Source organism: Parabacteroides goldsteinii DSM 19448 = WAL 12034, from assembly GCF_000969835.1.
GTDB lineage: Bacteria > Bacteroidota > Bacteroidia > Bacteroidales > Tannerellaceae > Parabacteroides > Parabacteroides goldsteinii.
In genome coordinates, this window is record NZ_KQ033912.1 from 92,145 (window position 1) to 110,830 (window position 18,686).

The 18,686-nt window shown below is 49.2% G+C and carries 18 protein-coding genes; 12 read left to right on the forward strand and 6 right to left on the reverse strand.

Translation table 11 applies throughout. The annotated features are described in order from the left end of the window. The first annotated feature begins 74 nt into the window (after positions 1-74). The 8 genes from HMPREF1535_RS00405 to HMPREF1535_RS00440 all read left to right on the forward strand — a co-directional run bounded on the left by HMPREF1535_RS00405 (position 75) and on the right by HMPREF1535_RS00440 (position 5,692). Positions 75-368, forward strand: coding sequence for a PG0541 family transporter-associated protein (locus HMPREF1535_RS00405; RefSeq protein ID WP_007658818.1), 294 nt, complete (start codon positions 75-77; stop codon positions 366-368). A 6-nt stretch (positions 369-374) separates the two neighbouring features. After that, on the forward strand, positions 375-932 hold the full coding sequence (locus HMPREF1535_RS00410; RefSeq protein ID WP_046144975.1) for an STM3941 family protein: 558 nt from the start codon (positions 375-377) through the stop codon (positions 930-932). Between the two features lie 50 nt (positions 933-982). Then, positions 983-1,708 carry a DUF1295 domain-containing protein gene (locus HMPREF1535_RS00415; RefSeq protein ID WP_010802475.1) on the forward strand — a complete coding sequence of 242 codons (726 nt, stop codon included), beginning with the start codon at positions 983-985 and terminating at the stop codon, positions 1,706-1,708. 64 nt (positions 1,709-1,772) lie between these two features. Further along, positions 1,773-2,999, forward strand: a complete 1,227-nt coding sequence (locus tag HMPREF1535_RS00420) for an NADH:flavin oxidoreductase (protein WP_046144977.1) — start codon at positions 1,773-1,775, stop codon at positions 2,997-2,999. Then, positions 2,999-3,883, forward strand: a complete 885-nt coding sequence (locus tag HMPREF1535_RS00425; RefSeq protein ID WP_010802473.1) for an SDR family oxidoreductase — start codon at positions 2,999-3,001, stop codon at positions 3,881-3,883. The genes HMPREF1535_RS00420 and HMPREF1535_RS00425 overlap by 1 nt, the downstream gene beginning before the upstream one ends. A gap of 97 nt (positions 3,884-3,980) precedes the next feature. Beyond that, positions 3,981-4,571 (forward strand): 50S ribosomal protein L25/general stress protein Ctc, encoded by a 591-nt coding sequence (locus HMPREF1535_RS00430; RefSeq protein WP_007658823.1) that lies wholly within the window; start codon positions 3,981-3,983, stop codon positions 4,569-4,571. A gap of 120 nt (positions 4,572-4,691) precedes the next feature. Next, positions 4,692-5,255: an aminoacyl-tRNA hydrolase gene (gene pth, locus HMPREF1535_RS00435; protein ID WP_046144978.1), complete on the forward strand. Its 564-nt coding sequence runs from the start codon at positions 4,692-4,694 to the stop codon at positions 5,253-5,255. A gap of 2 nt (positions 5,256-5,257) precedes the next feature. Next, complete coding sequence (locus HMPREF1535_RS00440) at positions 5,258-5,692, forward strand: RNA-binding S4 domain-containing protein (RefSeq protein WP_007658825.1); 435 nt, start codon at positions 5,258-5,260, stop codon at positions 5,690-5,692. Positions 5,693-5,764: 72 nt separating this feature from the next. On the opposite strand, the gene HMPREF1535_RS00445 is transcribed toward HMPREF1535_RS00440, so the two are convergent. Genes HMPREF1535_RS00445 through HMPREF1535_RS00455 form a run of 3 tightly spaced genes read right to left on the reverse strand, consistent with a single transcriptional unit; the run spans position 5,765 to position 10,737 of the window. Beyond that, complete coding sequence (locus HMPREF1535_RS00445) at positions 5,765-6,238, reverse strand: toxin-antitoxin system YwqK family antitoxin (protein ID WP_046144979.1); 474 nt, start codon at positions 6,236-6,238, stop codon at positions 5,765-5,767. Positions 6,239-6,258: 20 nt separating this feature from the next. Next, a complete protein-coding gene (locus tag HMPREF1535_RS00450; RefSeq protein WP_046144980.1) occupies positions 6,259-7,893 on the reverse strand; it encodes an Ig-like domain-containing protein in 1,635 nt (544 codons plus the stop codon). 45 nt (positions 7,894-7,938) lie between these two features. After that, positions 7,939-10,737: a TonB-dependent receptor gene (locus HMPREF1535_RS00455; protein WP_046144981.1), complete on the reverse strand. Its 2,799-nt coding sequence runs from the start codon at positions 10,735-10,737 to the stop codon at positions 7,939-7,941. 263 nt (positions 10,738-11,000) lie between these two features. On the opposite strand from HMPREF1535_RS00455, the gene HMPREF1535_RS00460 reads away from it, so the two are divergent. From HMPREF1535_RS00460 to HMPREF1535_RS00470, 3 genes are all read left to right on the forward strand, one after another. Beyond that, positions 11,001-12,185, forward strand: a complete 1,185-nt coding sequence (locus HMPREF1535_RS00460; RefSeq protein ID WP_046144982.1) for a helix-turn-helix domain-containing protein — start codon at positions 11,001-11,003, stop codon at positions 12,183-12,185. 95 nt (positions 12,186-12,280) lie between these two features. After that, positions 12,281-13,054, forward strand: a complete 774-nt coding sequence (locus tag HMPREF1535_RS00465) for a DUF4469 domain-containing protein (protein WP_010802468.1) — start codon at positions 12,281-12,283, stop codon at positions 13,052-13,054. A gap of 157 nt (positions 13,055-13,211) precedes the next feature. After that, positions 13,212-16,124, forward strand: coding sequence for a leucine-rich repeat domain-containing protein (locus HMPREF1535_RS00470; protein ID WP_046144983.1), 2,913 nt, complete (start codon positions 13,212-13,214; stop codon positions 16,122-16,124). A gap of 94 nt (positions 16,125-16,218) precedes the next feature. Here HMPREF1535_RS00470 and HMPREF1535_RS00475 read toward each other — a convergent pair whose 3' ends face one another. The 3 genes from HMPREF1535_RS00475 to HMPREF1535_RS00485 are packed head-to-tail and all read right to left on the reverse strand — an operon-like array spanning position 16,219 to position 17,146. Then, positions 16,219-16,449, reverse strand: coding sequence for a hypothetical protein (locus HMPREF1535_RS00475; protein WP_007658834.1), 231 nt, complete (start codon positions 16,447-16,449; stop codon positions 16,219-16,221). After that, positions 16,446-16,925 (reverse strand): DUF3990 domain-containing protein, encoded by a 480-nt coding sequence (locus tag HMPREF1535_RS00480; RefSeq protein WP_007658836.1) that lies wholly within the window; start codon positions 16,923-16,925, stop codon positions 16,446-16,448. Before HMPREF1535_RS00480 ends, HMPREF1535_RS00475 begins: the two co-directional genes overlap by 4 nt. Beyond that, positions 16,922-17,146 carry a DUF3791 domain-containing protein gene (locus HMPREF1535_RS00485; RefSeq protein WP_007658838.1) on the reverse strand — a complete coding sequence of 75 codons (225 nt, stop codon included), beginning with the start codon at positions 17,144-17,146 and terminating at the stop codon, positions 16,922-16,924. The genes HMPREF1535_RS00480 and HMPREF1535_RS00485 overlap by 4 nt, the downstream gene beginning before the upstream one ends. A 193-nt stretch (positions 17,147-17,339) precedes the next feature. On the opposite strand from HMPREF1535_RS00485, the gene HMPREF1535_RS00490 reads away from it, so the two are divergent. Then, the gene (locus HMPREF1535_RS00490; protein ID WP_046144984.1) at positions 17,340-18,605 is read left to right on the forward strand and encodes a DUF3843 family protein; all 1,266 of its coding nucleotides are present in this window, start codon (positions 17,340-17,342) and stop codon (positions 18,603-18,605) included. The last annotated feature ends 81 nt before the right edge of the window (positions 18,606-18,686 follow it).

Here is an 18,686-nt window from a genome sequence, read left to right on the forward strand (position 1 = left end):
CAGCATTGGGAACGATCTCTTCCCAGTACCGGGAACCACCCGCTTCCGGATATAACATTAAAATATAAAGAACAATGAAAGCTATATTCATATCATTCAATCAGGCCTATTACGAAATGATCCTCAGTATCATGGACCGTAATAATATCCGGGGGTTCACCTACTGGGAAGAAGTGCAGGGACGTGGCAGCAAGAACGGCGAGCCCCATTACGGCAGCCACGCCTGGCCTACCCTCAATTCTGCCATACTGGCAATGGTCCCGGACGAAAAGGTAGACCCTTTCCTTGACCTGCTGCATAAGATGGATTTACAGACAGAAGCCCAGGGATTACGTGCATTCGTATGGAATATCGAGAAATCAATTTGATAAGGTATGGAAACACCTTCTGTAACCACATTCAAATTGAGCAGGCATAAAAAGAGAGGACTGTTTCTGACAACAATCCTCTCTGCCCTGATCGGTACCGGGGCCTTGTACGCAGCCAACGGACTCCAATACGGTGAAGGCCGTTTTGTTTTCATCGCTATCGGAGTATTCGCGTTGCTCACCACTTTCTTCTGTTTCATCAGTTATTCCTTTCTGACCCGGGAAAGTTTCAAAGCCATTTATATCTCTGAAGAAGGGATTAACGACATTTCGACCGGTAACCGGATCGGAACAATTTTATGGAAAGATGTTGATAGTATCAAAATAATGGACGATATTAGCAACCTGAAACGTAAATATATCGTACTGAAGGTCAGGAACCCGAACGAATATATTGACAGGGAGCCCACACGTAGTAAGAAGCGTTCGCTGGAACTGCGGCTTCAATACTACGGATCACCTATTTGTATTTCCAGCCGTGCGCTGGATTGCACTTTTGAGGAATTAAAACAAGCCGTATTCGACAGATACGACCTCTATAAAGCCTCACATAAAGAGGCATAGTATATCAAGAAGAAATGACACAGGAAGATTTTTCAATATTACTTATCATAATGGCGGTCATCGCCGCCATTGTTTTTGTTACCCTTTATTTCGTAGAAGCCGGCTACGGCATGTTATTCAACCAAAAATGGGGCGTGCCCATCCCCAACAAAATAGCCTGGGTATGTATGGAAGCCCCGGTCTTCATCGTAATGCTCGTCCTGTGGGCAGGATCGGAACGGCAATTCGAAACAGTTCCCCTACTCTTTTTCCTGTTCTTCGAACTGCATTATTTCCAACGGGCCTTCATATTTCCACTGCTTATCAAAGGGAAAAGCAAGATGCCCGCCGGTATTATGACGATGGGGATCGTATTCAACCTGCTGAATGGCTATATACAAGGTATGTGGATATTCTACCTCTCCCCCGAAAATATGTATTCTATCCAATGGCTGACTACACCGCAGTTCATCACCGGAACAATCCTGTTCTTTGCCGGCATGTGGATCAACTGGCAATCGGATTACATCGTCCGCCATCTCCGTAAACCGGGTGATACCAACCACTACCTGCCCAAAGGAGGTATGTTCAACTACGTTACTTCCGCCAACTATTTCGGCGAACTGGTGGAATGGTGTGGTTTCGCCATCCTGACCTGGAGTGCCAGCGGCGCCCTGTTTGCCTGGTGGACATTCGCCAACCTCGTACCCCGTGCCAATACGATCTGGCATAAATATAAAGCCATGTTCGGGAAAGAAGTCGGCAGCCGGAAACGGATCATCCCATTCATTTACTGATTATCTTTGCATACTGATTATATAACTATACAACGAACAGATCATTGAAAACAGACTAAACATTATGAACAAAGAATCTGTACTATTTACTCCGGCCACCATCGGCCCGCTAACACTCAGAAACCGTACGATACGGGCGGCAGCATTCGAAAGCATGTGCCCCGGCAACGCCCCGTCGGAAATGCTTTACAACTACCATACCTCCGTTGCTGTCGGAGGTATAGGTATGACAACCCTTGCTTATGCAGCCGTTACACAAAGCGGACTTTCCTTTGAGCGCCAGCTATGGCTTCGTCCGGAGATCATTCCCGGCATCAAAAAGATAACAGATGCCATCCATAAAGAAGGAGCAGCAGCCTCCATACAGATCGGACATTGCGGGAATATGTCCCATAAAAACATTTGCGGATGCACACCGATATCCGCTTCAACCGGATTCAACCTCTACTCGCCCACTTTTGTCAGGGGGATGAAACAATCCGAAATCGTGGCCATGTCGAAAGCCTTCGGACAGGCTGTCCACCTGGCACGCGAAGCCGGAATGGATGCCGTAGAAGTACATGCCGGACACGGTTACCTGATCAGTCAGTTCCTTTCCCCTTACACCAACCACCGGAAAGACGAATATGGCGGAAGCCTCGAAAACCGTATGCGTTTCATGAAAATGTGCATGGAAGAAGTTATGAAAGCAGCCGGTTCGGATATGGCAGTCCTGGTTAAAATGAATATGCGCGACGGTTTTAAAGGCGGTATGGAACTGGATGAAACACTGGAAGTCGCCCGCACACTGCAAGACGAATGCGGAGTACATGCACTCATCCTCAGTGGCGGATTTGTCAGCCGTGCTCCCATGTACGTGATGCGCGGAGCTATGCCTATCCGCACGATGACCCATTATATGCCTTTCGGATGGTTGCCTATAGGAGTCAGGATGGCCGGCCGTATGATGATACCGACCGAACCGTTCAAGGAGGCTTATTTCCTCGAAGACGCGCTGAAGTTCCGTGCCGCCCTGAAAATGCCCCTTGTCTATGTGGGTGGCCTCATCTCCCGCGAAAAGATCGACGAAGTACTCGGTCACGGTTTCGAATTTGTCAGTATGGCACGCGCCCTACTGAACGATCCGGCTTTTGTCAACCATATGAAAGAGAACGAACAGGCACGCTGCGACTGCGGACACAGCAACTACTGCATCGCCCGTATGTATTCGCTTGAAATGGCCTGCCACAAACATATGCAGAATCTACCGAAAAGTATTATCAAAGAAATAGAAGAACTGGAATATAAATAATGGAAAAAGGAATAGCCATTATCACCGGTGCAGACGGCGGAATGGGCCGGGAAATAACGCTGGCACTCGCAAAAGAGGGCTTTCAGATCATCATGGCCTGTAAAGAGCCGGATAAAGCCCGTACTGTCTGCGATAAGATCAAAAAAGAAAGCGGGAACGAGCGGATCGAAATACGACAGATAGACTTATCCTCACTGGCTTCGGTACGCTTATTTGCCGATAAACTATTAGCGGAAGGTCGCCCCGTCAGCCGGCTCATGAACAATGCTGGAGTCCTGACGACAAATATCCGCCAGACAGCGGACGGCCTGGAAACGATCGTAAGTGTTAATTACGTAGGTCCTTACCTCCTTACCCGCCTGCTTCTCCCCCTGATGCAGCGGGGAAGCCGTATCGTTAATACCGTATCGTGCACATATGCCATCGGACGGATAGAATCCGACTTTTTCAGCAAAGGGAAAAACGGACGCTTCGCACGGATACCGGTATATGGAAATACAAAACTGGCCCTTTTACTCTTTACACGTGAGTTGGCAGAAAGAGTAAAAGAAAAAGGTATCACCGTCAATGCTGCCGACCCGGGAATTGTCAGTACCAATATGATCACGATGCATGCCTGGTTCGACCCGCTGACGGACATCCTGTTCCGCCCGTTCATCAAAACAGCGGCACAGGGAGCAGCTACTGCCATCTACCTGGCGCAATCGCCAGAAATAGACGGTAAAAGCGGAGGCTGCTACGCCAACTGCAAAGAGAAAAAGCTCCCGGAACGTATACTCCACCACCCTCTGCAACGCCGGCTTTGGGACGATACGGAAGCCCTGCTTCTCTCCCGTAACCTGCTGAACAGAAAAAATATCCCGGAGACAGTTGGAACGTATTGATAAAAAAATTACCTTTGCACCGCTTTTAACCCCCGTACGTGTGATGGGAAATTAGGAAGCATAAAAACTAATTTTGAGTAACACAAAAATTAAGAAAATGAAGACATTTCAATTAGAAGGAAAAGGCAGAGAAGTAGCAGCTACTTCAGCCGATCAGAAAAGAGCTTTGAAAGCTATGCGTAAAAATCAGGAAATCCCTGCTGTATTATACGGTGGTGAAAAAGTAACTCACTTCACAGTAAATGTTGAAGGTGTACGCAAGCTGGTTTATACTCCGGAAATTTTCGCTGTAGAACTGAACATCGACGGCAAAAAGACAATGGCTATCGTTAAAGATATCCAGTTCCAGCCGGTAACCGACGCTATCATGCACATGGACTTCATGGAAGTATCAGACAGCAAACCGGTAACAATAGAAGTTCCTGTTGTACTGACAGGTCACGCCGAAGGTGTTAAAGCCGGTGGTAAGCTGACATTGCGTATGAGAAAGCTGAAAGTGAAAGCTATCTACACTCAGATCCCTGAAAAACTGACTATCAACGTTGATCACCTGGGCTTAGGTAAATCTATGCAGGTGGGTGCTTTACACTTCGAAGGTCTGGAACTGATGAATGCAAAGAACGCTGTTGTTTGCGCCGTTCAGTTGACTCGTGCCGCTCGTGGTGCTCAGGCTACTGCTGGTAAGTAATCTGATAAAGAGAATACCAAATAACGTGAGGGAGGAATGTTCAGGAGAATGTTCTTCCCTTTCTTATATTATACAATTTACGGATACGTCCGAACGTATCCCTGTAAAAATAGAATGACAATGAAATATCTGATAACCGGACTTGGTAATATAGGCCCTGAATATTGGGGAACACGTCACAATATCGGTTTTCGCGTCGTAAACGCATTGGCCGAAGATGCCGGAGCACCGTTCACGGAAGAACGTTACGGGGCGGTTGCACGGATGCGGGTAAAGAACTGTGAATTGATCCTGCTCAAACCGAACACTTTTATGAATCTGAGCGGAAACGCTGTCCGTTATTGGCTACAAAAAGAAAACATTCCCGTGGAAAATCTGTTAGTCGTAGTAGATGACCTCGCTCTCCCCTTCGGCACCTTGCGTCTGAAACCCAAAGGCAGCGATGCAGGGCATAACGGCCTGAAGAATATACAGCAACTCCTGGGCACACAGGAATATTGCCGCTTGCGGTTCGGCATAGGAAGCGACTTTCCCCGTGGCGGACAGATCGACTATGTGCTGGGTAAATTTCCTTCCGAAGAGTTGGAGTTGATGCCCGAAAAGCTGAAACGCGCGATAGAGATTATCAAGAGTTTTTGTCTGGCAGGTGTACAGATCACCATGAACCAGTTTAATAACAAATAAGTATGAACGAAGTACGAATAGATAAATGGATGTGGGCAGTCCGCATCTTCAAATCCCGGACCATCGCAGTCGAAGCCTGCAAGAAGAACCGGGTGATGATCGGAGGCGTAAATGTAAAAGCATCGCGCATGATAAAGGTCGGTGATGTTATACAGGTCCGTAAACCGCCTATCACCTTTTCCTTTAAGGTGCTGGCATTAACGGAACGCCGCATGGGAGCCAAACTGGTTCCCGATTATATGGAAAATGTAACGACTCCGGATCAATACGAAATCCTTGAAATGAGCCGTATCTCCGGTTTCGTAGACCGTGCACGCGGTCTGGGCCGTCCCACCAAAAAAGATCGCCGCGAACTGGAACAGTTCACCGATCCGGGCATGGCCGGAGATGGGTTTGACTTCGATTTCGATTTCGGATCGGAAGGTGATGATGAATGATGTTCTGTTATTATCAAAATTGAGCTATCTTGTCCCCGTGTCAAGCACGGGGACGGGATAGCTCAATTATTCCTAACTGTGCTTCTCTTCCGTCAACAAAACACCTTCATCATTCCATGTCCGCCAAATACCGCTTTTCTTGCCACGGGTATAGAACATTTCAAAACGCATGATGCCTTTGTCGTTCCAGATGCGCCAGGGACCGTCTTTCTCGCCATCTTTATAAGTGGCCAGGCCGATCAGTTGTCCGGTTTCATTGTAAGTACGCCACTCACCATGAAAGATGCCATGATAATAAGAGCGGACCTCGGCAATTTTCCCGTCCGGATAATAGATCACATAGGTACCTTCGGGGCGTCCGTCTTTGAGGTAAAGCTCCATCTTCAACATGCCGTCATCGTAGAATTCGGTATAACGGCCGGTATACGGGGTTGTCTGTGTTTCATCCGTATAATACTGTCCCTCGCTGAGAACCAGGTCCTGTGCCTGTATAGCCAGAGAACTTCCGGCGATTAATGCAGATGCCAATAATAATTTCCTATTCATTTATTGTCGCTATTGTAGAATCAATACACAGTATTCTGCGGATCCCAGTTTGTCCAACCTTCCGTCCAGTCGTTTGTTCCGTCGAAAGCACCTTTGTAAGTTACCTTTTCGAAGAAGCTATCGGCCAATTTAGAAAAGTCAGCACCTTTCACAGCATCCGCTACGACAGAAGAATAGTCACCGTCTTTCGCAATGATCTGCCGGGTATTTTCCAGAACCGTATTATTGCCGGCACGGTTGAAGAAGTTTTCGCTCACCTTTTCGTCTTCGTAGAAGTTCTTCCACATACCGGCGAAGATCACATTTTCGATAGCGATACCATCGTTAGCCTGCCCTTTCTTGTCTGTTGCACGCAGACCATAAGGCCATCCCGTAAAGACTGAGTTATATATATTCAAGCTTGAATTACGACGCAGGTGCATGGCAGCCTGGTATTTTCCGCCCTTGGCTCCGTTGGCTGCATCGGCAGTCTTGGCTTCCACTTCTGCCTGTGTCCTATCAGAAACCTTACCATAGAACGGGCCGATCAGGGTTACGTTGGAGAATACCGGCTTGGTAAACGGTGTATTGGTAGAACCGTCACCGTCATTATCAGACTCAAAACCGTTGGAGTCGGACGTATCGGCAATATCCTTGTCACGTACGCTCAACAGGAACTGTAGTTTACCCGTATAGCCGTAGTCAGTATCGAAATCATCATCCCAACCTTTATAAGCAATCAGGTGTTTCGCATTCACCGTACCACCGAACCATTCGTAAGAGTCGTCATTCGAATAAGATACCTGAACAAATTCCACTTCCGTACCGCTACCTACGCCACCGAATGTCAAACCGTTGATTTCCTTATCCGGCTCCAATGGATAACCGGCAAATTCGATACGTACATATTTCAGCTTACCGGAACTTTCGCCGTTAAATTCATCAGAAGTCGTATTGCCATAGTGTGTGCCGGGGCCTCCTTCAATAGTCGGCTGGTTGGTCCGGTTTACGCGGGCATTACCACAGATAATCAAACCGCCCCAGTCACCGGTTACACGTTTGCCCGGTTCCTTGTCGGAAGTAAAGACGATCGGTTTGTCTACAGTACCTTCAGCGATGATCTTGGCACCCGGCTCGATAATCAGGGAAGCCGCTCTCTCACCCGAAGCAACGGAAATACCTTTGATAACGGAACCTGCCTCGATAGTCAACGTAGCACCGCTCTTTACATAAACGAAACCTTTCAGGAAGTTTTTGTTGGCAGCAGAAATGGTACGATCGGCAGTAATATTACCTTCCAGCGTATCTTCTATCACTGCCGGAGCATCTTCAGATACGGTTACGGTGCAAGTTGCCGTCTTATCTCCACTCTTCGTCGTTGCAGTAATAGTCGCGGTACCTTCAGCTACACCGGTCACCTTACCGCCATCCACGGTAGCCACCTTTTCATCGGAAGAGCTCCATGTAATTGTTTTATCTGTCGCATCCTCCGGAGTGACAGTGGCAGACAATGTGACTGTCGCACCCGGTTTAACTGCCGCTGTCGTAGGATTTACAGCAATTGCAGAAACGGCTATAGTACCCTCTTTTTCGTCATCATCACTACAAGATACAGTTCCAAACATCACGGCCAGTGCAAACACAGAGGCCAAACCTTTTAATAGAAATCTGTTCATAATAAAAACATTTTGTTTGTAATAAGAATTATAGTCAATTAATCATTAGAACTTTAAGGAGACACCCACATTGATATCCACTCCCGGACGATAGCTGCGGATCAGCTGTTCACGTTCGCGCTTCCCCCCGTTTTCATCCGTCAGCTTCACGAATTGTTTGTATTCCACTTTCGAATTAAGCAGGTCCTGTACACCCGCCTTGATCTCCACGAACTTGCCGATCTTCTTCGAGAATGTCAGGTCCAGCGAGTTGCGGGGCATCTCGTATATATCGGGGATATCTTCACTTTCGTTCTGCATCGGGACACCGACCGACTCGATACGCTTCCCGATCCGGTTGTAAAGCAGTGAGGCAGAGATTCCCTTGTCGTCATGCTGATAGAACAATCCGGCGTTCACCAGGTAAGGAGATTGTCCGGCCAGCGGACGGTCACGCTCAGGAGCGCCATCCTCGAAACGCACCCGGCTATAGATATAAGCGGCATTACAAACCAGGCTCAGTCCTCTTAACCCGATAAAGTCGAGGTTTTTACGGATATCCAGTTCCACACCGAAAGCTTCGGCGTTCTTCGCATTATGATAGGTATATTGCAGGCCCGAACCGGCTTCGTTGTATGTCTCTTCGATCGGGTCTTTGAAACGTTTGTAGAAACCGCCCAGCGTAATCATCTCGCCGGTGGCCGGATAAAACTCATACCGTAAATCCAGATTGTCGGCATAGGCGTTCTTCAGGTCGACGTTACCTACGATATTGGCATCGCGCTCCAGATTGAAGTAAACGTAAGGCACTACCTCCCGGAACTCCGGCCGGTTGACGGACCGCCCGTAAGCGGCACGTATCAAATGTTTCTCCGTCAGATTATAAGAGACATTGACCGAAGGGAAGAAATCGGTCGCATCGTTATCCAGATGTACCGGCTCGGTACCGTCGGAAGAATAGCCGTCCATCACCAGGTTGTAATATTCCATGCGAACCCCGACCACGGCATTCAGCTTCTCGCCATAGTTCAGCTTTGCCGAAACGTAGGCGGCACCCAATTTACAGTTCGAAGTGTAAGAATCGTTATTCTTCGTTACCTCACGCATCCAGATACGGTCGGCAGAGATGTTATCGTCCGAGAATATCCCGGTATAATCCCAATCGGCATAACGGTCATAGCCCGTGCCCAACAGGTTGTAACCGAAGCGGCGGGCATCGAACGTACGGTCTTTATATTCTCCGTAGATACCACCGTTGAACACGGGGGCAAACATATCAGACACGGCGAACTTATGCTCGTAGTTTGCCGCCAGCGAGGCACTGTGATCTTTCAGGTCCTGATAGTAACGCATCGGATCGGACACATAATAGTTCGGCTGCTCCGTCTTATTCTCATCCAGGATAGAGTTCACGATCTTGCGGTCGGGCTCCCGGTAAGAGGCGAAGGCATAGCCGGCCGTCCAATCCACCTTGTCGATATTCTCCCGCAAGGTATGCGTACCGCTCAACTGGCCGGAATAGGTTGTACGTCCGGTATAAAGCGATTCCCATTTGCGGATATCCTTATCGGAATAGTAGTTGGTCCCCTCCCGTTGCGTCAGGGCGGAAACACCGCGCTGGCTGAAGAAGTTACGAAATTCGTACTTATTGCCGCCCTTCATGAACGACCAGTTGAAGAGGGCACCCAGCTTGGACGTATTCCGGTAGCGAATATCATTGTATTCGAAACGGGGACGGGAGACGTCGTTCGCCACATCATAGGTGATATAGTTGTTGTTCACCGTTTCCGAATAGTCATATTCCGTACTCCAGTTCACATTGGTGATATTTCCGATCTTCCAGTCGCCGATGTCGAACGAGCGGTGAGAGGTAAGCGAAATCTTCTGGTCGGGAATAGCCTTGAATGTATTGATCCCCCAGCGCTGGTTGATCTGCCGGGTGAAAGCGGCCGCCTCTTCCGTCGAATGATCTCCCAGATGGGCAGGAAAAAAAGCAGGCAGGCTTCGGGCACCGGCTCCGAATCCGAGATAATCTTTCCAGCTGCCTTCTGTCAGCCGGAAGTCGCGGAAGGTCGCATTCGTATTGAAACCCATTTGATAAGAAACAGCAAAGGTATTCCCCTCCGGGATATTCTTCGTCATCACCTGCACGAAGCCTCCTGAAAAATCGGCAGGCACCTCTGCCGACGGACTTTTATAAACCATCATATTGTCGATCAGCGAAGAAGGCAGCACGTCAAAAGAGAAAGCCCGGCTATCCGTCTCGCTCGACGGTGTCGTGGCATTGTTCAGCCACACATTATTATAACGTTGTGCCAGGCCACGAACAACAATGAAGCGGTCGTCCACGATCGTAATACCGGGTATACGGCGAAGCACCTCGGCAGCATCGCTGTCCTGCGTCTTGCTGATCTGCTGGGCGGATATTCCGCTCACTACGGGAAGGCTTTTGCGGACGGTATTCAATACGGCTGTTTCTGTCCCCAGTTTTCGTTGGGCCACAACCACAACGTTTTGCAGTTGGAGGTCGGCGTCCGATAGTTCGATACGCACGACTGCTTCCTGATGAGCTATCACAACCACATCTTTTATGGTTTGCGTTTTATAAGATACATAAGAAGCGACCAGTGTATATTTTCCCGGTTGTACCTTTTCGATACGGAAATTTCCGTCTATATCCGTTATAGCTCCGATTGTCGTTCCTTCGATAGAGACAGTGGCACCGATCAGTGGTTCCTTGAATTTAGCATCTGTCACGGTTCCGCAGATAACACCCGTTTGTGCCCGGGCCGTCAGCGCAAGAAAACTTCCAAACAGTAGGAGAACCAACATCAACAGTCCTCTCTTTTCACGCTTATTTCTCATTCCTTTACTTGTTGTTACATTTATTTGCCGCAAAAGTAGAGGCGCAATGTTTCAGCCAAATTTAAAAGAGATGACAATATGATAACAGTTATTACAATTCGTTGACAGAAAAAGTACATACATGCGCTCCGCCTGTCCTAACCGGAGGGGAAGATGGCTAAAGATTGTACACAACGCTTGTTTTTCTAAGCGAACAGGACAACCATGTCCGCTTTTTTAGTTTACTTTGCGATCACAAACAATCCTTACACCTTAGATACCGAATGACGGAAGAAAACTTATTTATAATAACCTATTCACTGAACACAGTAGTCTGCCTCCTCGTAACAGCCGGACTACTGTTCCTTAAGCCGCTCCGAAACGTCAGAAACCGGAAATACCGTAACGCCTGCCGTATCCTCGCTTTTGCTTCCGCCATCGTCGGAAGCGGGCATCTGCTCACCTTGCTGGTGGGAGATAGCACACAGACCGATCTCGGACTGCTGTCTTTCCCCGTCATCGTGATCGGGGCTTCACAATCGTTGCTGTTCACCTTTCTGTTGATCCTGTTGTTCCGGGAAGAATATGTCACACGGAAGAATATTCTGCTGCATGCCTCACCGGCCATCCTCCTGACGGTTTTCTATCTGGCAGCACGCTGTTTCTTCGAAGATCCGGCTGTTTATACGTTCAGCGAATGGGCTGCACAGACAGGTAATCCGGTACTGATGATCCGTACGGTTTTCGCTCTGGTCTATCTGGTGCAAATGGGCATTTACACCCATATATTCTTCCGCGAACGAGCCATCTACGATAAGAGCCTCAGCCACCTTCAGAAGATACCCGAACGACTGGAACTGCGTTGGGTAACCCGTGTATTCCTCTATGCACTGGGGATCGGGGTACTCGCCCTCACGCTTTGTTTCTGCTTTTCTGTTACGTATGAACTGACAGTCGTCTGTATCTTTACCGTCTTTTATCTGATGGTCGGCGCCTATTACGTGAATTACCATTTCACCTACGACTTCATGCGGGAGGAGCTTTTCAAGACGAACGCCGTTTTGCCGGAAGAGAAAGAGGAAAAAGCGGGTCTCGACACATTGGTCAACGAACTCGCACAGGCACAGGACAAGGACCTGTACAACCGGGCGGAAAAGATGATGCGCGAAGACCTGCTTTTCACCAATCCCGATTTCAACCGCAAAGAATTTGTACAAGCCCTCTACACCAACGAGCATTACCTGACCCGCGCCTTGAAATACTATACCGGTATGAGTTTCCAGGACTACATCGTCCATTACCGCATCGACTATGCCCATACCTGCCTGCTCATTCCCGACGCGCGCTCGATCGAAGAGATTGCGCTCGCCTCCGGTTTCTCGTCTGTACGCAGTTTCAACCGCAACTTCTCCGAAGTGTTCGGCATGACACCCCACAAATACCGGAAAGAACATGCAAACAAAGCATAATTTCGGTATTTGTCCATAATTTTTCGGTATTTGTCCGGTCCTTTCCTCCATTCTTTTCTTCATTTGCCCATTGTCTAATTCTAAAACAGAACAACATGGCAGAAAACAAAGAAGAACAAATCATCCTTCGTATCGAAACGTACGACAACATCCTGACGGAGAAGGAGGGCGACTACACCGCGAAACCGATAGTGACCGGTTCGGTTGGCAACCCCCAGATCGCCAAACGGATCATGAAGGGCGGGCTGGAAGTCCGCGAAGAAACAATCCTCTACATCCTCGACATGGCCGACCAGGCGAAAGCCGAAGCCATTGCCCAAGGGATAAGTGTAAACGACGGCGTCGGCCAGTACCTGGTCAACACGCGCGGTTCGTTCGACGGCCCCTCGGCCGCTTTCAATCCCCAAATCCACTCACTGGGTGTAACCTATACGATAGGTAAGACACTTGCTGCTTTATTGAAGAAAATCAAAGTTGAAAATCGCGGTCTGGCATCGCTCGGCCCGGTAATTAATAAAGTTACCGACTCGACAACACTCAGCGAAAACGACGAGATCACTCCCGGCGCCCCCATCACCATCGAAGGCAAGAACATGCGCGTGATCGGTGAAGACGCTTCCGTAGGACTTTTCTTCACCCCCACCGCAGGCGGCGAAGCAAAGAAAGTGTCCCTCTTCGTTCAAAACGACCCGTCGAAGATCATCTGCGTGGTACCCGCGCTCAGCAACGGAACGTATACGATGAGTATCACAACCCAGGCGGGTTCGACCAACCGTACGGTGAAAACACCGCGTTCCTGCACTTTCCCCGTCACCCTGCGTGTCGGACCGAAAGAAAGCGGTGGCGGCGACCGTCCGGAGATCGAATAATTCAAGCCTGCCTTGAAGCCCCTTTCAAGCGATCCTTGAAGCAGGCTTCAAGGCACCGTTGAAGCCTCGTTCAAGCACCCCTTGAAGCCTCGTTCAAGCGTGCCTTGAAAAAAGAACTTGCAAAAACAGACTAATAACCCATTAATACATATATAACATGAACAGATTTTTTACCAACAAGACTAAAGCAGCAAGTCTCCTCCGGGGCTTGCTGCTTCTTAGCATCATGATGCTAACGTCCGTAGGGACATGGGCACAGGAGGGAGAATCGGGCGATCCTCCGACGATAAGCGTTACCACCGCCGCCGAACTGAAAAACGCACTGGAAAGTACAACCGCTTCCACCATCAACATGACGGACGACATCACCCTGACGGAATTTGTAACCGCAGGTGCCACCCATACCCTCTCCATCGCCAAAGACAAAACCCTCACATGCACCGGCGAAGGCGGGATCGGCTTATCATACAACGACAATATCAGTCTGACCATCCAGGGAGGTGAAAACAGCAAGTTGGTATGTGGGGAAACCACCAAGATGTCTACCATCACAAACGGTACCCTTACATTGAAGAACATCACCGTCGATATAACCTCGGGGGTCTTCGGCCCAACTAACCTGACCGTTGGCAACGGCGCAACCATCAACGTGGATGCAGCAGACCAGGACTCCCCACTACAAAGCTCCAACCTGACCGTCGATAACGGCGGTACTATCAACATCAAGAAATTCACTAGAATCGGGATCAATATAGGGTATACCCTGACCATCAACAACGGCGGCACAGTCAAGGTTGGAAATGGGACAGGCGATAACCGAGGGATTCTTATCTCGATAGGCGCGTCCATCGTTCTCAATGGCGGCACATTGGAAGGCACCGGAGAGGACAAGGGAGGTAACATCTACCTGTTTCAAAACGCCAAAGTCACCGGCATGAGCGGCAAGATCGTCGACCAGGGAAATGACTTAAAAGAGAACGGAGAAGTTCCCGTAGTTGAAGAAAATGCCGACCCCTCCACCACCGGCCTCACCGAAGGGCTCTATACCTGGGACAAGAGCAGCAACAAGTTCGCCAAGCCAGACCTGAAAGAAGGCTATACATTGTCGGAAAGCGGCGAACTGACCATCAGCAGTCAGATCGGAATGACGAACTGGGCGCAAAACGGACGGGGCAGCAACGGCAAAGACGTAAAGAGCGTCAAGATCACCGGTGATGTCACGGAGATCATAATGAATGCTTTTGCGAGCTGTTCCAACTTAACCCGGGTAACTATTACAGCAACCGGGATAACCGGTATCGGAGGGGCTGCCTTTCGAAACACCGAAAGTCTGACCACGATCGAAATACCGGCTTCAGTTACCACGATCGGAGTATTTGCCTTTTCAGGGTCGGGCATCAGCAAATTTACAGTAGCCGAAGGCAGCAACGACTTCAAAACGGACACTGAGGGCAAAGCCCTGCTGACTAACGAGGACAAAACATTGTTTGCCTTTGCCCCATCTGCGACCGGCAGCTATACGATCCCCGGCGGGGTGGAAACAATCGACTCCTATAGCTTCTACAGCACTGCTCTCACCTCCCTTGAAATCCCGGGCACGGTAAAAACCATCGGGGAAGGCGCCTTCGAATCCAGTGCTCTCACCTCCCTTGTAATCCCGGAATCGGTAGAAACCATCGGGGAAACGACCTTCATGCGGAGCGCACTCACCTCCATTGTGATCCCAAGCTCGGTAACATCCATCGGGTATGCGGCCTTCAATATGAGCAGTGCTCTGACAACCGTCACCTTCGAAGGGGCAACGGCTCCGACTATCGAAGAGGGCATCTTCGCCAATTGCCCCAACCTGACCGGCATCCTTGTTCCGGCAAACGCAACAGGCTACACCGGAAAACAAGCCAGCGAGAACTGGAAAACATGGGCAACGTATATAAAATCAGGACAAGCACAAGGACAAACTGACGGAAAAGATACAGTACCCGCCGACGGCACTCTGACAGGCGACGGCACGACCACGGCCACCCAAGTCACCCTACAAGGCAATGCCACCCTTGAGAATGTGAAAACGCAGAAAACGGTAATAGCCGACGGCACAACCTCCGTTATCACCCTGACCGGCACAAGCAATGACCTGGGCACCATCACCAACGCAGGCACTCTTACACTGAATGCCGATGAAAGAACGACCATCACAGTCGCCTCCGTAGACAACAGCGGCACCTTCATCGACAACACCGGTAGCGTGACAGTGGTAACCGGTGCTGCTTCCCTCGACCTCACCGGCTCCGGAGCCATGCCGTCCGACGAAACAGCCATAGGCCGGGTGACACTGACCGCGAAACCTGCCGTTGCCGAAGGCGCAGACGTATCCTATCAATGGCAAAAGCAGGGGAACGGAAACTGGACGAACGTCAGCAACCCGTACACCCGTGCCGCCGTTGCGGGCAGTCCGGACTTTACGACAAGCATATCGGGTACATACCGTTGCCGGATCACGGTCGAAAAGGGCAGTGTCTCCACTACCCTGCTCACCCTGCCCGCCACGGCTACGGTCAATTCGATACCCGATCCCGCCCCCGAGCCAACCTACTACACCGTCACCCTCCCGTCGGTGGAAGGAGCCGCGACCGACCCGGTAGCCGGCAGTTACGATGTCGAGTCGTCGGATAACTTCCGCTTCTACCTCACACTCGATGCGGACTACAACCAGTCTGTCCCCGTCGTGACAACCAGCCGTGGCGAGACCATCACCCCGCGTACCAGCGACGGAGCCTACATCGTGAAATACGTCCATAGCGACCTCGTCATCTCGATCAGCGGCATCGCGAAGAACCCGCCTCCCGTTGCCAACGCCGAAATCCAGTCCGGCACCCGCATCTTTACCCGCGACGGCAGCCTCTTCATCACCACCGACCGCCCGGCACGTGCGCAGGTAATCGCCCTTACCGGCCAGCTGATCCGTAGCCTCTCCCTCCCCGCCGGCACGACCCGCGTCGATGCCCTGGCCACCGGAGTCTATATCGTCCGGCTGGACGATGGCATGACACGGAAGGTGATCATAGGGAGATAACCGTTTGACACCTTCATCTTCAACACCAGAAAGCCCCCACCCTAACATGATAGCAGGGATGGGGGCTTTTACATAACATAGGGAAAACGTAGCTTTAGGCTATCCGCCCTGTAGTTATCTCTTTTTTAAGGAAGTCGTATACATACCCTGCACTCTGATAGTACAAGCCGGTAGCAGGATTACTCAATCGATCAAAAGTATCAGAGTTATAATATATATCCATAGCCTGCGTCATATCACAACCCCACTCTTCCATGAGCATCTGTATAATTTCGCTACTCAACTCCTCAATCATAAATTCTATTTGTCCGGCTGTCAGTTTCATAATTTCTTCAGATAAGAAAGAGCACGCTCGGTGCCAAAATAATATTGTATAGTCAAACCTTTAGCATACTTCAGTTCCTCAATCAACTTATCCATAGGAATAACCCCCATACGAAACCGACGTAACTGGTAAGTAACACCGTCATCTGCTATCGGCCCAATAACGATATCATATGAATGAGCAGGATGCACACGGTCACGGTCACGATTTACAAAAACAAACTCCGCCCATTCCTGACAATAATCATCAAAAAACTTCACCGTCAACTCTAAAGTATTCAAGGCCTCCTCATCAAACTCAAAAGTCGTCACGAAGGGAACACCTGTTAGTAATTGCTCTGTTTTCTGCTTAGCCAAAGCTAGTGCCTGTTCGTACCCGGGAGACAAATAAAAACCTTGTCCAAAGTCTTTGAAGGGTTTCGATCGGGACAAGTCAGGACAATCAATCTCCATATTTGAACCATGATAAAGTTTCATGCCAACTGCCCTCCGTTATTACGACATACCATCACCAGACTTTCGATTACATCTTCAAACGATTGCGTATGCAATACTTCGTAATGCTTATGAAGGAACTGTATCCCTTTAAAACGGTTCAAATAGTTGAACGCCTGTTTCTGCTTCAACTTATAAGCAGATGCAAACTCGGCTATCAAAGCAACAGTAAAATCCAACTTACTCTTTTCAGTCCGGGACATAGTACTCTCCTTTCTTCTTTTAATTATGAAAACAAAGATACAAGAAAACTCCTTTCCTCAACTCTTATCCCCCTTAAAATATCTTTTAACTGTCTTACGCATAATATACACCATAAATCCGGTATGTCCATGTATACTTATTTTTCGTACATTTGCATCTTTATTAATCAAAAGCGTAAATGACGATTATAAGATGAAGAACACTAAGATTTTCCCAAAAGACTGGCTGCAACTGCATCCCTATAAACAATCAGGTCCGACCGACCTTTATTATACCCGTATTGCCAATCAGATACATGAAATGATGGAACAGACCGACCTGGCGAACTCGTTCGAAAAGGAAGATGTCATCCAGATCAGTATGCGTATGGCGGCTTATTTCGAGGACGTGATATCCGGCCTGAACATATGGCGTGCATTCATCACGGAATATAAGAAACAGACGGGCAACTATCTCCCTTTCTATACCGTCAGCGACCATTATTACGACGACGAGGCAAACTACGAAGACGTCCGTTTCCTACTCTGGCACTATACCCAGCAGTACCACGGCGCCAAGAAAGGCACTTTCGTCAACCCCGACAACCCAGCCAACGAAGAGACGGCCCGCCTCATCTACCAACTGTTTTGCAAGGAATGGACTACCGCTCCCGAAAACACAAAGATGCAGGCTCTTTTCGCCCCGGAAACTTCTTACGAGGACCCGGAGAAACAGGCCGAACTACTCCACTGGTTCCACTACAACTCTTACCTGCTGACCGACTCTAACGTCGACCTGAGCGAAACGGTAAAAGAATACTGGCGCCAGAACCCGAACGATCGGCAGAACACACAGGCTGTCATGGTTATCTACGACTCGCTGGCTCATATCAGCCGGACGCCACTCCTGGCCTACACGTCACCGAAATGGCTCTCGCTCATCATGCCGGAAACGCATCCGGACTATGCCGCCTTCGCCGATAAAGCGGAAAAAGCAGAATCCTTTGTCGACCCTGCCATCAAGGAACGGGAAGAAAGCAACAAGGCTGTCTACGATAAATTCACAGAAATCGCGGACGGCAAGTTATTATTCTATATGAAGAGCAAGCAGGATTTTATCGACTTCGCCACCCAGCAACTGAAACTGGAGGAAAGCGAATATACTCCGCTGGCCGACTGCATCGAATTCAACAAGTTTGCCGTATATGCTTCTCCCCGTGAAGGCCTTCAATTACTGGTAGACGGCATCGAATTCATCAAAGACGAACAAAACCCGTTCTATGACGAGAAAAAGGCTTCCGACCAGGGATTATCTTTCTTCATCGTCAAACATTGCAGCAAAGACCTGCTGAAAGCCCTCGAAGAACGCGGCATGCTCGCCGATGCCCAAACCAAGAGCCTGCTCAGCCCCGAACGCGGAAAAGATATCATTCATGGGAATTGGGAATTCCTGGCGAAGTATTTTATCAGAGAGATTTAAAAGGATAGGTTCAATTATAGAATAATTGAACTATCTGTTTAGTGACTGGTTGTAACTGGCTTTAACACACCCCCTTCCCCC

What these genes read in the sequence shown, in the direction of transcription:
- HMPREF1535_RS00405 (WP_007658818.1), top strand. Translation starts at nt 75, where the DNA reads ATGAAAGCTATATTCATATCATTCAATCAGGCCTATTACGAAATGATC.
- HMPREF1535_RS00425 (WP_010802473.1), top strand. Translation starts at nt 2,999, where the DNA reads ATGGAAAAAGGAATAGCCATTATCACCGGTGCAGACGGCGGAATGGGC.
- HMPREF1535_RS00455 (WP_046144981.1), bottom strand. Translation starts at nt 10,737, where the DNA reads ATGAGAAATAAGCGTGAAAAGAGAGGACTGTTGATGTTGGTTCTCCTA.
- HMPREF1535_RS00445 (WP_046144979.1), bottom strand. Translation starts at nt 6,238, where the DNA reads ATGAATAGGAAATTATTATTGGCATCTGCATTAATCGCCGGAAGTTCT.
- HMPREF1535_RS00460 (WP_046144982.1), top strand. Translation starts at nt 11,001, where the DNA reads ATGACGGAAGAAAACTTATTTATAATAACCTATTCACTGAACACAGTA.
- HMPREF1535_RS00465 (WP_010802468.1), top strand. Translation starts at nt 12,281, where the DNA reads ATGGCAGAAAACAAAGAAGAACAAATCATCCTTCGTATCGAAACGTAC.
- HMPREF1535_RS00430 (WP_007658823.1), top strand. Translation starts at nt 3,981, where the DNA reads ATGAAGACATTTCAATTAGAAGGAAAAGGCAGAGAAGTAGCAGCTACT.
- HMPREF1535_RS00420 (WP_046144977.1), top strand. Translation starts at nt 1,773, where the DNA reads ATGAACAAAGAATCTGTACTATTTACTCCGGCCACCATCGGCCCGCTA.
- HMPREF1535_RS00415 (WP_010802475.1), top strand. Translation starts at nt 983, where the DNA reads ATGGCGGTCATCGCCGCCATTGTTTTTGTTACCCTTTATTTCGTAGAA.
- HMPREF1535_RS00450 (WP_046144980.1), bottom strand. Translation starts at nt 7,893, where the DNA reads ATGAACAGATTTCTATTAAAAGGTTTGGCCTCTGTGTTTGCACTGGCC.
- HMPREF1535_RS00485 (WP_007658838.1), bottom strand. Translation starts at nt 17,146, where the DNA reads ATGTCCCGGACTGAAAAGAGTAAGTTGGATTTTACTGTTGCTTTGATA.
- HMPREF1535_RS00475 (WP_007658834.1), bottom strand. Translation starts at nt 16,449, where the DNA reads ATGAAACTGACAGCCGGACAAATAGAATTTATGATTGAGGAGTTGAGT.
- HMPREF1535_RS00440 (WP_007658825.1), top strand. Translation starts at nt 5,258, where the DNA reads ATGAACGAAGTACGAATAGATAAATGGATGTGGGCAGTCCGCATCTTC.
- HMPREF1535_RS00480 (WP_007658836.1), bottom strand. Translation starts at nt 16,925, where the DNA reads ATGAAACTTTATCATGGTTCAAATATGGAGATTGATTGTCCTGACTTG.
- HMPREF1535_RS00490 (WP_046144984.1), top strand. Translation starts at nt 17,340, where the DNA reads ATGAAGAACACTAAGATTTTCCCAAAAGACTGGCTGCAACTGCATCCC.
- HMPREF1535_RS00410 (WP_046144975.1), top strand. Translation starts at nt 375, where the DNA reads ATGGAAACACCTTCTGTAACCACATTCAAATTGAGCAGGCATAAAAAG.
- HMPREF1535_RS00470 (WP_046144983.1), top strand. Translation starts at nt 13,212, where the DNA reads ATGAACAGATTTTTTACCAACAAGACTAAAGCAGCAAGTCTCCTCCGG.
- pth (WP_046144978.1), top strand. Translation starts at nt 4,692, where the DNA reads ATGAAATATCTGATAACCGGACTTGGTAATATAGGCCCTGAATATTGG.